This window comes from Nocardia sp. CA-128927 (genome assembly GCF_050955855.1).
Lineage (GTDB): Bacteria > Actinomycetota > Actinomycetes > Mycobacteriales > Mycobacteriaceae > Nocardia.
Genome location: NZ_CP192087.1, coordinates 6584278 through 6596956 on the forward strand (window position 1 = coordinate 6584278; position 12679 = coordinate 6596956).

Annotated in this window: 13 protein-coding genes; 6 read left to right on the forward strand and 7 right to left on the reverse strand. The window is 64.4% G+C overall.

The window, feature by feature from the left end; all coding sequences use genetic code 11:
* Positions 1–121 precede the first annotated feature (121 nt).
* Positions 122–772, forward strand: a complete 651-nt coding sequence (locus ACQPW1_RS30395) for a DUF6304 family protein (RefSeq protein WP_433655200.1) — start codon at positions 122–124, stop codon at positions 770–772.
* Between the two features lie 1098 nt (positions 773–1870).
* Here the strand turns inward: ACQPW1_RS30395 and ACQPW1_RS30400 are convergent.
* From ACQPW1_RS30400 to ACQPW1_RS30415, 4 genes are all read right to left on the reverse strand, one after another.
* The gene (locus ACQPW1_RS30400; RefSeq protein WP_433655201.1) at positions 1871–2446 is read right to left on the reverse strand and encodes an SMI1/KNR4 family protein; all 576 of its coding nucleotides are present in this window, start codon (positions 2444–2446) and stop codon (positions 1871–1873) included.
* A gap of 290 nt (positions 2447–2736) precedes the next feature.
* Positions 2737–3018 carry a hypothetical protein gene (locus ACQPW1_RS30405; RefSeq protein ID WP_433655202.1) on the reverse strand — a complete coding sequence of 94 codons (282 nt, stop codon included), beginning with the start codon at positions 3016–3018 and terminating at the stop codon, positions 2737–2739.
* Between the two features lie 259 nt (positions 3019–3277).
* The gene (locus tag ACQPW1_RS30410; protein WP_433655203.1) at positions 3278–3514 is read right to left on the reverse strand and encodes a recombinase family protein; all 237 of its coding nucleotides are present in this window, start codon (positions 3512–3514) and stop codon (positions 3278–3280) included.
* 96 nt (positions 3515–3610) lie between these two features.
* The gene (locus ACQPW1_RS30415; protein WP_433655204.1) at positions 3611–4570 is read right to left on the reverse strand and encodes an AraC family transcriptional regulator; all 960 of its coding nucleotides are present in this window, start codon (positions 4568–4570) and stop codon (positions 3611–3613) included.
* Between the two features lie 119 nt (positions 4571–4689).
* Between ACQPW1_RS30415 and ACQPW1_RS30420 the strand changes: the two genes are divergently transcribed.
* The 3 genes from ACQPW1_RS30420 (at position 4690) to ACQPW1_RS30430 (ending at position 8108) form a co-directional block, all read left to right on the forward strand.
* Positions 4690–5577: an enoyl-CoA hydratase/isomerase family protein gene (locus ACQPW1_RS30420; RefSeq protein ID WP_433655205.1), complete on the forward strand. Its 888-nt coding sequence runs from the start codon at positions 4690–4692 to the stop codon at positions 5575–5577.
* A gap of 248 nt (positions 5578–5825) precedes the next feature.
* The gene (locus ACQPW1_RS30425; RefSeq protein ID WP_433655206.1) at positions 5826–6950 is read left to right on the forward strand and encodes an FAD-dependent oxidoreductase; all 1125 of its coding nucleotides are present in this window, start codon (positions 5826–5828) and stop codon (positions 6948–6950) included.
* A 138-nt stretch (positions 6951–7088) separates the two neighbouring features.
* Positions 7089–8108, forward strand: a complete 1020-nt coding sequence (locus tag ACQPW1_RS30430) for a GlxA family transcriptional regulator (RefSeq protein WP_433655207.1) — start codon at positions 7089–7091, stop codon at positions 8106–8108.
* A 34-nt stretch (positions 8109–8142) separates the two neighbouring features.
* Here the strand turns inward: ACQPW1_RS30430 and ACQPW1_RS30435 are convergent, their stop codons facing one another.
* Together ACQPW1_RS30435 and ACQPW1_RS30440 are read right to left on the reverse strand one after the other, a co-directional pair.
* Positions 8143–8925 carry a DeoR/GlpR family DNA-binding transcription regulator gene (locus ACQPW1_RS30435; RefSeq protein WP_433655208.1) on the reverse strand — a complete coding sequence of 261 codons (783 nt, stop codon included), beginning with the start codon at positions 8923–8925 and terminating at the stop codon, positions 8143–8145.
* Between the two features lie 34 nt (positions 8926–8959).
* On the reverse strand, positions 8960–9802 hold the full coding sequence (locus tag ACQPW1_RS30440; protein ID WP_433655209.1) for a hypothetical protein: 843 nt from the start codon (positions 9800–9802) through the stop codon (positions 8960–8962).
* On the opposite strand from ACQPW1_RS30440, the gene ACQPW1_RS30445 reads away from it, so the two are divergent.
* Positions 9756–10376, forward strand: a complete 621-nt coding sequence (locus tag ACQPW1_RS30445; protein WP_433655210.1) for a LacI family DNA-binding transcriptional regulator — start codon at positions 9756–9758, stop codon at positions 10374–10376. The two genes, ACQPW1_RS30440 and ACQPW1_RS30445, sit on opposite strands and share 47 nt — an antisense overlap.
* Before the next feature lie 28 nt (positions 10377–10404).
* Positions 10405–10854, forward strand: a complete 450-nt coding sequence (locus ACQPW1_RS30450) for a hypothetical protein (protein WP_433655211.1) — start codon at positions 10405–10407, stop codon at positions 10852–10854.
* Positions 10855–11267: 413 nt separating this feature from the next.
* Here ACQPW1_RS30450 and ACQPW1_RS30455 read toward each other — a convergent pair whose 3' ends face one another.
* The gene (locus ACQPW1_RS30455; RefSeq protein ID WP_433655212.1) at positions 11268–12662 is read right to left on the reverse strand and encodes an NAD(P)/FAD-dependent oxidoreductase; all 1395 of its coding nucleotides are present in this window, start codon (positions 12660–12662) and stop codon (positions 11268–11270) included.
* Positions 12663–12679 lie beyond the last annotated feature (17 nt).

Here is a 12679-nt window from a genome sequence, read left to right on the forward strand (position 1 = left end):
AGCAACGGCACTCGCGTCTGTGGTAGCCGCGGCGTCGGTAGTGGTGCGAGCCATCAGCCCATGGTTTCTCCGGGTTGCATCGTCGCAGCCCGGTGACATCATGGACCCTATGGTGCCCAGAATGCCTGCTCAGTCCTTTCCCGGCAGTTACGAGGACGACCGTGGTGTTGAATCGGTCGTATGGCGGATCGAACCCACCGAGCGGTACGGCCCCAAGAATCGTCGCTTCGAGATCCACACCGTGATTCGCGAAATCCCGGTCTGGGGCTTTTATTTCGACGATCTCGAACCCGACGACGCCGCTCCCGGCCACGCTACAGTGTTGCCGTTGAATGACGCTGAGGAACTCCATGAGTGTGTGCTCCGGGCGGACTTGCCCTGCACGGTGGAGGTGAACGGCAAGCGTCGCCCCACGACTGTGCGGTTCACCGTCGACCTACGCGTCAAGGAACCGAAGCAGGCACCGCTGAACCAGCATCTCGCGATGGAGCTGGACGGCACGACATATGAGGCGGTAGCTCACTACGGGCTCGACGACGGCCTGCAGCACCTCGAGGCCACATTACCGGCAGGCGTGCGATTGGTGTGCTGCCGGACCTGCCTGTACTCCGGCTACTCACCCTATGGCGGTGGCGGGCTGATAGGCATCAGATGCCACCGCGAGGCCAAAACCCAGTACCTTGCAGTCCGATCCAAGCACGACTACTTGCCAGATCTGGTCACCGAGGAAGTCCCCGAGACCTACCTGTGCCCGGAGTACCAGCGCCACTGAAAATCGGGCTTACCAGGACAAGCAATCCATCCAGGCCGAGTTGACAAAACCATAGGGACCCCCCCGAAAATCATAGACTCACACGCCTCCTTAACGTCAGGATCTATCCGGTCCTGCAGACGGTCCAGCAGAGCATTTGCCCTCGCCGACCATTGGGAAGCCATCCATTCGGGCGCAAGCATAAAACACTCCTGTTAGGTTGCGGCTATTTCAATGGCACTGGCATTCCTAACAAAGAGGAACAAGTCATTCCGCGCGGAAATACACCGTTGTTGTGAATCGACGCCACCTCGGCACTGATCCGGACTGGAACCCGCACCCGGGAGCCCCCTGTCGGAACACACCGCTCGTGAGCGCCGCCAAAAGGCCGATGGACTTGCGGAGCAGGCAACGTCTAGCGCTGGCATGAGCCTTGTCCAGCTAGGTGTTCCGATCCGCGCGCTATCCGTTATCAATGCAGTCGCCCGCTACGCACTTTATACAATCGACTCGCCGCCTCCGAAGTCGATCGACATCGGCTCGGCATCCCACATCGACAAAACCCCAGCTCAGAGAGCTAATCCCGCACTGCGGAAACATGTCACCTGCCATTTCGTGACACTTGGTTACAGTTCACGACGGAACCACCACATCTGTCGATGACCGCGTCATCACTTGCCGGCGCGCCCAGACCCGGATTGGTGACAGCGTGGCTCGACGCTGGGAACAATCGGTGATTGTGCCCGGCCTCGGTTCGTGCGATAGGTACGCCACGCGATAGTCGCACCCTTTCCGACCACACCTCTGCCGACTTCGCGGCTAGCGTGACCGACGAAGCAGCGAGTTTCACCATGCGCCAACGAGCGCTCACTCGATCTGCCGGAGCCAGCAGACCCTTCCGACCTTCCACAAATCAGCAGCGCAGGCATTGCACTGTCGGTGCTCAACGACCGCGCGAGGATCGCCGCACAGCGCATTTTCGACGCAATGGGCTGGCCGGCCGGGACTCCGATCGAGCACATCGTGCTCGACAAGGTCCTCGCCATCCGTGCGACCGAGCCTCGCGCCAGTCGTTTCACCATCGACTCGCGCGGTCACATACGGTTGCCCGCCGCGGTGTCAATCAGTGTCCAATCGCCGAGCCGCATCCCACAGCAGCGCACCGAAGTTGTCGTAACGATCGTCATCAGGACTGCTGCCGTCGCCGGTAAACCACTCGTACGCAGCCCACTCACCGTCCTGCGCCGCGCCGTCGGGGTGCAGCAGCCAGCACACGCCGGGACCGCCATCGTCTTGTGCGATCAACAAGCTCCGCTCGAGGATCGAGCGATTGGTGTCGTCGATGGTGGAGCTCCATGCCTCCACGAGCTCTGGGTCGCGTTCGGGAAGCCAACCGATCTCGTCCACGTTGAGCAGATCGACATGGCCGACATAGCCAAAGCCGTCGCTGGCCAGCAGAAAGTTCCGGTACGTCGGCGGTAGTCGAGTGCCGAGCCGCTCTTCGGCAGCCACGACGGCGTCCGCACTGGCCGGCTCGTAGCCGATCCATCCCTCACGTTCGACGTGACTCCGGACAAAAGCCCCGGCCCCGTTCTCCTCGAGCGCACGCAGCAAACTCGAATTGTCCAGGAACTTCAAACTGTAGTCACGCAGGAACGTGCGCCAGTCGGTGATGCTGAAAGGGTGAATATCCACGCGCGAACTCCTCTGAAGAGTGTTGATTGATTAGCCATACCAGTTGGCCAACAGCGCTTTTCAACGCTCGCTAATGCCCGAGGACGTCGATCATGTACGTACTACAGATTGGCGCCCGGCATTGCCGCTACTCGCCGGGCCGAGCGGAGTTTTATAGATTTTGCTTGGTCGCCAATCCGAATGCCGGAGGCCCTCACCTGGATACCGACGGGAACAACAACTTCGGCCGAACATGCTGGTGGGGTGGCACCGCTGTGCGGTGCACCCCACCACTCACTTCGAGACAGAACCTAGTGGCCCGGGCCGCCGCCGCCCGGGCTGCCGCCGCCGCCCGGATTACCGACGCTGCCGCGCGGGCTGCCCTCGTCGCCCGAATTACCGACGCTGCCACGCGGGCTGCCCTCGTCGCCCGGGTTGTCCATCAGGGCGATACCGGGGTGCAGGGATTGCGCGACGGTCGATGTAGGGGATAACGGCTGGGCGGTGGCCACGGCGGGGGTTGCCAGCGCGAGGGCCGCCGCTCCGGCGATTCCCGCAGCGGCAATACCGCGGCGAACGACGAGTATGTGCATCGAATCTCCCGATCCAGGACGACGATTCGTCCTTGCTGTCCGGGCCGCGACCGTCCGGCCGGGCCCCCTCGGAGGCTAACAAAAGTGTGCGCGCTTGTCTTACGGCGTAATCCGGGAGAAAGGTTGTGTCACAAGGGATTACATCGCGATTATGTTAATCACACGGACGTAACCTGTACCGAGATCGGTGATTGCCGTAGCGGCCTACGGGCTGCTCAACCGGGCCATCATCGCAGCGACAGGAAGCCGAGGTGTTTCATCACCGTGCTGCGAGAGGCAGTTTCGGCTGTTTGCCTTTGAGTCGGCCCTTCGCCCGAGCCTTGGCCATGCCCTCGCGGGTGCGCAGGTGATTCAGGTTGGCCTCGAATTCGGCAACCATGGTGGTTTGCAGGAAGAGCTTGCCGAACGGGTCGTGCCAGTCGTAGATCGAGCTGCCGAGCCCGAACAGCACGTCTCGCTCGCGCAGGCCGGTCAGGATCTCTCGAGCTTCGGCCATATTCCGTGCGAACCGGTCGTGGTCAGAACCGCCTGCCGTCCGGTGACGCCGCCACCACCTTCGCTCATTGGGCACACGCCAACGCCGCCCGCTGGTTCACTGATCGACACGGACTCCTCGCGACGCGGGAAGGTCGGTGTCAGACCGTCTGTACCGAGCAGGCGATCGGGCGTGTGAGCGGGTGAAGGCCCTGGTGAATGCGGGAACCGACAGGTAGCCCACATCATGCGCGACGGCCTCGATCGGGTCGTCGGTGTCACGGAGTCGCCGGGCCGCGAGATCCATCCGCCACTGAGCGAGGTACGCCGACGGAGTCGTCCCCACCACGTCGTCGAAGCGGCGGATCAGGGTGGCGCGCGACACCGCGACGGCCGCCGCCAGGGCCTCCGTGGTCCAAGGTCGGCCCGGTTCGGCGTGGATCAGGCCGACCACCTCGCCCACGATCGGGTCGTTGGCCGCGCCCAACAGCGACAAGAGCTGATGATCCGGTCGCTTCGCCGCGTCTTCGATCCATACGCGTAGGAACTGCACGAGCATGATGTCGACGAGCCGATCCAGGACGAGCCGGGCAGCCGGTTGTGGCTGACCGAGCTCGCGCGCGAGCAGACGTAAGGTATCGCCCAGGCAGCTGGCCCCGAAGTCGGCCTGGAGGTGAACTGTCGTCGGCAACAGTGCGAGAACCTGGGTGTTGATCGCGGGATCGTAGGAGTAGCGGGCCGCCAGGATGTTCGTGGTGGGTCGTTCGGTGCCCAGGCGCATCGCTCTGGTCTCGGACGTCCCTTCCGCGATCTGTGTGTCGCATCGCCGCGGCAGCGCACCCACGTTCGATGCGAGCGCGTGCGGAGTGCCCGACGCGACGAGAAAGGCGTCACCGGCTACCAATTGGACCGGGTCGTGTCCGGCCGGCTCGATCCATGCCGCGCCTGCGGTGACCGCATAGATCACGGCGGCGCCCTGGCTATCCCATCGCACGCTCCAGTCGCCGCCGGCCTCGAGGTGCGCGCCGACAGTTCCGTGAACGCCGGCCAGGGTCAGCCAGTCGCCTAGAAGATCCATGACCTCACTCTACGAACGTCTCTCGTTGCCGTCAATCCGTCGACAGTTGAGCAATTCGGCAAAGAATATGAATCATTCAGGCATGGAAGCGTGCATATCGCCAGGCATACGGTGTTTCCATGACCAACGATTCGTACGCGTACTCAGCACTACAGGTGACCGTCGACCATGGCGTCGCGACCGTCACCCTGGACAATCCGCCAGTCAATACGATCGACGTCGCCGTCGCGAGAGATCTCGGCCATTTCGCCGACCTGGCACAACGCGACGGCTCGATCAAAGTGATCGTGCTGACCAGCGCCAATCCGGAGTTCTTCGCGGCACACGCGGACTTCCACTGGATGTTCGACCCGGAAGAACTGATGGCGCTGAGCGATCCGGAAAGCGACCCCACCCTCAACCCCCTGCAGCAACTCCACGAACGGTTCCGGCGCCTGCCTCAGGTGACGATCGCCAAGATCAGGGGCCGGTTGCGCGCCGGAGGCGTCGAGCTCGCGATGGCCGCAGACATGCGATTCGCAGCGGCGGATCAGACCTGGCTTGGGCAGCCGGAGACGCGAATGGGCATCTTTCCCGGCGGCGGTGGGACTCAGTACCTCAACCGCCTGCTCGGCCGTGCTCGCACCATCGAGGTGGTGTTGAGCGGCGACCTGTACGGCACCGACCTCGCCGAGAAGTACGGCTGGATCAACCGCGCGTTGCCCGCCGACCAACTCGATGCCTATGTCGACGACTTGGCGCGCCGGATCGCCGCCTTGCCGGACGGAGTCGCCGCCGCGGCGCTCGAAGCGATCGATGCCGCCGAGGCCAGTGGTCCGGCGCCGAACCTCACCGAGGAAGCCGCCGCACACGCCAAGGTGTATCCTGCTCCGCCCGAGGTGGTGGCACGGATGCGGGACACCGTCGCGCAAGGCGGTCAGACGGCCGCAGGTGAGATCGATCTCGAAGGTCTCCTCGATCGTGTCGCGAGCAGTGCGAAGGTGGTGCGCGGCGTGCGCACTGGGTAGGTATCTGATGGCGAGTCATCGTTCGGAGAAACGGAATTCGAGGATCCGAACGGGGGTGCGGCGCCGGCGAAACGCGAGTCGCCCTCCTGCACCGGCGGATCGAAGTCGAGCACCCCAGACCGGTCGCGACGTTGACGGAGATCGGCTGACCTGCCGGTCAGCATAGCTTGACGCGATCTAAGTTCAGCGAGTAGAACTTAGATCGTAAATAACGAACTAAGTTCGTTTCGATGTTGTGGAGGTGTGTGATGCGGGTTTCCGTTATCGGAGCCGGTCTGGGAGGTCTGGCTCTCGCGCAGGGTCTGCGTGGTGCCGGGATCGAGGCGCAGGTATTCGAACGCGATCCCGGGATCGTCGCCCGGTTCCAGGGCTATCGGCTGGTGTTGAACCTGACCGGTTTCCAAGCCGTGCGCAACTGCCTACCGGAGCGCTGGCACCCGCTGCTGGAGGAGATCGTCATGGACGCCTCGGCTGAGCAGTTGATCCTGGACCCGCAGCTCAACGAGATCGGCAAGCTCGGCGCGGGCCGGACCGGCATCGTCGTCGACCGCCAAGTACTACGACACCTGCTGCTGACCGGTCTCACCGTGCACACCGATGCCGCACTCACCGGCTACGACGTCCAGCCCGACGGCACCGTTCAGGCCGAGTTCGCTCGCCGCGACCCGGCCATCGCGGATCTGCTCGTCGGTGCGGACGGTGTGACGTCGGCGGTGCGTGGGGTGCTCTCGCCACAGACCGTTCCGACCGACACCGGCGTCCGGTTCGTCATCGGGCGCACACCGCTGACCGACGAATTCGCGGACCTGTCCAAGGCTTACGGTTCGAAGATCGCCGGCGACGGCGTCAGCCTGCTGCTGGGCGCAATGCGCTTCCGGACCCCGCCCAAGCAAGCCGCCGAACAACTGGCCCCCGAAGTCGTACTGCCCGACATCGGCGACTACGTGCGCTGGGCCATGATCCTGCCGCCACACGGTTCGCTCGAGGATCTGAGCGCGCAAGACGCCGTACTGTCCAGAATGCAAGGCTGGCACCCGCTACTGCGCGCGCTGATCGAACAAGCCGACCCGGACAACAGCACACTACTGTCCATCCGGGTAGTCAAACCCGCAAAGCGTTGGACACCAGGCCCGGTCACGCTGCTCGGCGACGCGATCCACGCCACCTCCCCGACCGGCGGCAACGGCGCGAACACCGCACTACGCGACGCCGACCTGCTGCGCGGGTGCCTGATCGAGGCCGAGCAAGGCCGCCAAGACTTGATCGGCGCGGTCGAGGAGTACGAGCGGCAAATGTTCGACTACGGCACCGAAGCCGTGCAAAGCAGCCTCGACAAACTACCCGCCTTCGCCCCCACCGCGAAACTGTCCTGACGCCGGCATCGATCCGATATCGGGTCCCGCCTGCAACTGCGAGGCGAGCGCGGCCGGGTGTTCGACCGGCGCACGGGCATTCACGCGGCGACGAAGCTGTCGAAGCTCCACTCCACACGATCCAAAAGGTGTGAACTCATGCGGGAAGAGGCTGTGCTGTCACCAAAGGCTGCGCATCGGGTCGCGGTGCTCAGTTTCGATGGTGTCGGGACGTTCGAGTTGGCGTTGGCGATGCAGGTCTTCGCCACGGCGAACGATCTCGCGGGCACCGAACTCTACGAGATCGCCGTGGCCGGACCAGCCGGGCCGACGGTCACCCGAACCGGGCGCGCCAACAGCTACGCACTGCTCCCGGACCGGTCGCTGGCGTGGGCGGAGTCGGCGCACACGATCGTCGTGCCCGCCGCCCCAACGGTTTACGAGCCACCGCCCGAAGTCGGCGCGGCCATCCTGCGCGCGCGAGCCAACGGCGCCCGCATCGTCGGGCTGTGTCTAGGCAGCTTCCTCGTGGCTGCGACCGGTCTGCTCGATGGTTGTCAGGCGACGACCCATTGGCACTGGGCCGAGCAACTCGCCGCTGACCACCCGAAGATCCACGTCCACCCCGAGCGCCTGTTCGTCGCCGACGACCCGATCTTCACCTCCGGTGGCGGCACCGCCGCACTGGACCTGCTCCTGCATCTGATCGACCGCGACCACGGCTCGGCGCTCGCGACCGAGGTCGCCCGGTTCCTGGTCGTACCGATCCGCCGCGACGGCGACCAAGCCCAACGCGCGGTCTGGGACGTTCCCGAACAGTCCCGCTCACTGGTCGACACCTTGTACTGGGCCGAAGACCATCTCGACGAGACCCTCACCGTGACCATGCTCGCCCAGCACGCCGGGATGAGCGTGCGCACCTTCGGTCGGCACTGCCGCGACACGCTCGGTATCCCACCGATGGAATGGATGCACCGGGCCCGCCTACGGCGTGCCCAAGAGTTGCTGCAACGCACCACCTGGACCGTGCAACGCATCGCCGAAGCCAGCGGTTTCGGCTCCGAATCGGCATTGCGCTACCACTTCACCAGACTTGTCGAGCTGACCCCGGGCGAGTACCGCGGCCAGTTCGGCGCGGCCCGGGGCCGACGACCGGCGACAGCGCAAGTGGTGGCCTGAAGTTCCACATCTGCCATCGCCGGAACAGCCGTGGCTACACCACGTACACCGCGACGCCGATGTCCACGAAGCGGCGGAGCAGATCCGCAGGTGCGTCACGGTCGGTGATGAGGTCGTGTACCGCACTCGCCGGGCAGATCAACGCCGCGGCTTCGGCGACGAGTTTGGACCTGTCGGCGACGATGACGACTCGGCGGGCCCGAGTCGTCATCAGCCTGCCGATGCTGGACTCGGCCGCACAGCGCGTTCGCGCCCCGATATCGACGCTGAACGCATCGACTCCGAGTATCGCCAGGTCGAGGTCGACCTGGCGCAGGGTGTCGCTGGTGATCGATCCGGTCAACTCCATCGAGTCCGGTAGCGCCAGCCCACCGGCCACCACGAGTTTCACTCCCCCACAGACCGTCGGCTCGCCGGCCACGGTGATGGCGTTGGTGACGATAGTGACGCGCCGACAGTCCTCGGGCATCCGCGACGCCCTACTCGCGATCGCGCGGGCAACTTCGAGGGTCGTGGTACCGCCGTTGAGACCCACGGTGGCACCGGCCGCGACCATGTCGGCGGCCACCTGAGCAATGCGCTGTTTCCTCGAGCTCTGACCACTGCGAGCATCCTGAAGTGCGCCCGAACGATCGGCGGTCCGGTCGACCGCCCCACCGTGCGTGCGCCACACGAGTCCGCGTTCGTGCAGGCAATTGAGGTCCCGGCGGATCGTGACACTGGAGACACCCAGCCTTTTGGCGGTGTCGTCGACATCGGCATGCCCTTGCGAGGCGATGAGCTCGAGCAGAGTGATCAGGCGTGCGTGCCGGTTCAACAATTTTCCCCTACAGCTGCGGAATAGTCGGAGTTCAGGGCGCCAATGTTCCGCGCAACGCGGGTTGCAGCAGACCGGAGTGAGCCTGGACCATCTCATCGCACAGTGCCCAGATCTGCTCCACCGTCAACGTCGCCGCAGTGGCTGGATCCATCATCGCCGCGTGCCGGATGTGGCGAGGTTCGTTGTCGACCGCGGCGGATACGACCAGTCCCGTCATGCTCAGATAGGCCCGATTCAAGGCCGCCAATTGCGGCGGAAGTGAACCGATCGGCTGGGGGTGAACGCCGGACCCGTCGACGACGCAGGGAACTTCGACGATTCCGTCGGGCAGGTTGGTGATCAGGCCGCGGTTCGGGACATTGCCGTACACGGTTCGAGGTGTGTCGCTGACGATGCTGTGAATGATCTGGGGGGCGTATTCCATCGTGCTCTTCACCTCCAGCGGTTTACCTTCGGCCAGCAGACGCCGGGTGAGTTCGTATACCGCGACGTTGTCGGCCACGATGCCGAGGTATTCACCGACAGGTATCCGCAGCCGCTGCACTTCACTGCCATGGTGCAGATACCAGGGCACATATTCGGACGAGTGCTCGCTGGTCTCGGTCGGGTAGTAACCCAGCCGCCGGTACATGTCGACGCGCACGCGGCGACGCAGTTCTGGATCGTTCTCGATCAGTGCGTCGAGGCGGTCGTACAGGTTCTCGCCGGCCTGGGTGAATTCCAGCACCCAAGCCTGATGGTTCACCCCGGCCGCGCGGTAAGACACCTCCTCGAACGGCACATCGATCGATGGGCTGGCCATCGCGCCGATCGGCGCGGGCAGGCAGGTGCGGCAATGGCATTCATCGACCAAACGGCCTGTCGTCCTGCTCAATTCGGCCGACCCGGGTGACCGGCAGGCGACGATGAGTGTGCGGTCCGACCAGCACGCGGCGGTGGATCTCGCGGTGCGGCATCTGGTCGACGCGGGACACCGTCGGCTGGCCATGGTGATCGCCCCACCGGATAAATCACCGGACCCGGAACGGTGGCAGCACTTCCAATTGCTCAGCGAGCAACTCGGATTCACCGCCACAGCCGTGATCACCGAACTCTCCGCCGATGCGGCGCGGGTGGCGGTCGCCGCCGAATTGCGGCGTGCGTCCGAGGTGCGCCCGACCGCGTTCATCGCCAACAGCGACTACATCGCGCACGCCGTCTATCTCGCAGCGGCGGATTGTGGACTGCTTGTGCCGCAGGATATTTCCGTCATCGGACACGACGACCTACCCACCTCGGCGTCGCTGTCACCGCCGTTGACCACGATCGGCGTGAACCGCCGCGAAATCGGCGAGCGCGCCGCCGCACTCCTCATCAGCACCCTCGATGGCCCGCCGCCGACGGCCCGCGACGTCATCGTGGCGGTCGATCTGCGCGTCCGATCCTCCACCGCGCCGCGGCCCTCCTGACGAGGAGGATTTCGGGTGGCGTCATTGAGTGGGAACCCTGGTCGTCGAAGGTCGTCGGATGCCTTGCCTGCCGTGCAGGCTTTCGATCGGGACCTACCGGCTCGACAGCATCGCGCTCGAGGTTCCCACCGGCCTCCATGTCCTGCCGACTCGTCACAACCGCTACCTGGACCGCCCGTCCAGCTCGGCGCAGCGCCAGGGTCGCACGCCGCGTAAGCCCATTATCGGCACCGCTCAGAAGCGGAATTCGCTGCATCATCTCGACCGTTTCGATCTCTGGACCGTCGAGTCCAGGCCAGCAAAGCGCCCGTCTAACGGACAATATGCCCAAAACCACTACCTCGAGGCCGAACGAGCCCGGCAGGCACATTTGCGGATCGCTACCTCGCAAGCCAGCCTGGAATGCCATCCGGCTGCTGTTCGACTGGCACGGCGCCACAAAGGCTTTCGCTATCGCGGATATCGCGGGGCAAGGTAGAAGGCGGTAATGGCCAGCGCCAGGCCCGTATTCGCCGGCTTCCTCGACCTGATCACCGAGGCGATCCGCCTCGGGACCACCATCAATGACCGAATCCCCTTCCACAGCCCGGTTTTCGGCGGCGTCATGACTCGAAAAAAGGGTGCTGACGCGGGCCAGGTGAGCCTATGGAGGAAGCGGGTGCCAAGACGCTGGACCCGACGGACAAGTTGGACGCCGAGCACTCTACCTGGCCGACCCGCACGTCTTATCGGGGACAAACGTTGGCATTAGTTGATCGCTAAAATGTCGCGCTCGATGATGTATGAGGGTGGAGAGCGCCGGTGACCGTGTTCAGCGTGGGCAGGTCATGGCCGGTCCCATCGTCGACGGGACCGGCCACGATTGCGTGGGCGGCCGATCAGCTGAGTTGGTCAGCGGCTAGCACTGTCGACCACTATTCGTTGCTCGTCCGGCGTGAATGGCGGCGAAGTCAGCGGCGCCTCGATGCGCGTACGCCAGGCTTCCAGCAGAACTTTCGGCTTGAGCAACACCGTAGGCGGCGCCGCCAAGGTGATGACCTCCATTTGCGCCGCCGCGACGACTCGATTGTTCGCCGACGCCCTGCCGAGCCAGTCTTGGAATCGATAGCCGAGCTGCCCGGCCCGGCCCGGCCGCGGGCCGACGGTTTGTGGGTAGCGAAGGTCTTCATTTGTCGCGATGGTCCAGGCATCCTGGGCAGTCTTGGCAATCCCGCGCTGAATCAACTTGGCGCCGCTGGGGCCATGCGCCTGCAAGCCGTCACGCAAAGCCAATGCGGCTTGCGCGATGACTCCCATGCCGTGTCCATAAACCGGGTTGAACACGGTATTCGCATCGCCGAGGACGGCGAAACCATTCGGCCATGACGAGAGCTTTTCGAAATAGCGCCGACGATTGGCCGGTGCACCGAACCCGAATGCCGCGCCGAGCGGCTCAGCGGCTGCGATGAGTTCGGCAATCACCGGATGGGGCAGGTCGGCGGCAAAATCACGAAAGCCTTGGTCATCGATCGGCGGATGCCCGCCTTCGGCACCGGACAGCGTGACGCTCCACTGGTTGTCTTCGATAGGGATCAGCATGCCGGAGCCTCTGACCCGGGCCAGTGTCGGATTGGCCTGGATGTTGACGGCCGGAAAGTCGACTCCCGCACCGGCGGGTGCGCGGTAGATTCGGGTGGCGTAGAAAATCGTGTGATCGATGCAGACTTCTTCTACCGCAGGAAGTCCGAGCTTCGTGAGCCACTCGGGGGCCGCCGAATTCCGCCCGGTTGCGTCGACGACGAAGTCGGCCGCGATTGTCGTGTACTCCCCGGTTGCTCGGCTCTTGATCCGTGCACCGGTGACGCGTGTCGAATCACCCGTCAGTTCGACGACGTCGGCGGCTTCGATATACCTGACGTTGTTCGCGGCCCGCAGCCTGGACAGCACTGTCCAGTCGAGCAGACTTCGACTGCAGCCGATCACGAACTCGGTATCCCGATAGCGGGGAAACCAGCCGTGCGGCCCGAGCGCGAGGTACCTGTCCGGGATGCCGATGCGTTGCGCACCGGCGTTGAACAGCGAGTCCGTTGCGCCGGGCAACAATTCGTCGAGCGCACGGGCGCCACCCGAAACGAGCCCGTGCGTGTGCTTGCTGTGCGGCACTCCCTTGCGATGCGCTTGGCTGTCCGGAAACTTGTCCCGCTCGACCACGGTGACGGATTCGGCACGATCGGCCAGCACTATCGCTGACAGCAACCCGGCAAGGCCGCCACCGAGGACAAGGGCGTGAGATATCTTTTTTTGCACTTCGCTCAATTTCTCTT

What these genes read in the sequence shown, in the direction of transcription:
- ACQPW1_RS30395 (WP_433655200.1), top strand. Translation starts at nt 122, where the DNA reads ATGCCTGCTCAGTCCTTTCCCGGCAGTTACGAGGACGACCGTGGTGTT.
- ACQPW1_RS30405 (WP_433655202.1), bottom strand. Translation starts at nt 3,018, where the DNA reads ATGCACATACTCGTCGTTCGCCGCGGTATTGCCGCTGCGGGAATCGCC.
- ACQPW1_RS30410 (WP_433655203.1), bottom strand. Translation starts at nt 3,514, where the DNA reads ATGGCCGAAGCTCGAGAGATCCTGACCGGCCTGCGCGAGCGAGACGTG.
- ACQPW1_RS30415 (WP_433655204.1), bottom strand. Translation starts at nt 4,570, where the DNA reads ATGGATCTTCTAGGCGACTGGCTGACCCTGGCCGGCGTTCACGGAACT.
- ACQPW1_RS30420 (WP_433655205.1), top strand. Translation starts at nt 4,690, where the DNA reads ATGACCAACGATTCGTACGCGTACTCAGCACTACAGGTGACCGTCGAC.
- ACQPW1_RS30425 (WP_433655206.1), top strand. Translation starts at nt 5,826, where the DNA reads ATGCGGGTTTCCGTTATCGGAGCCGGTCTGGGAGGTCTGGCTCTCGCG.
- ACQPW1_RS30430 (WP_433655207.1), top strand. Translation starts at nt 7,089, where the DNA reads ATGCGGGAAGAGGCTGTGCTGTCACCAAAGGCTGCGCATCGGGTCGCG.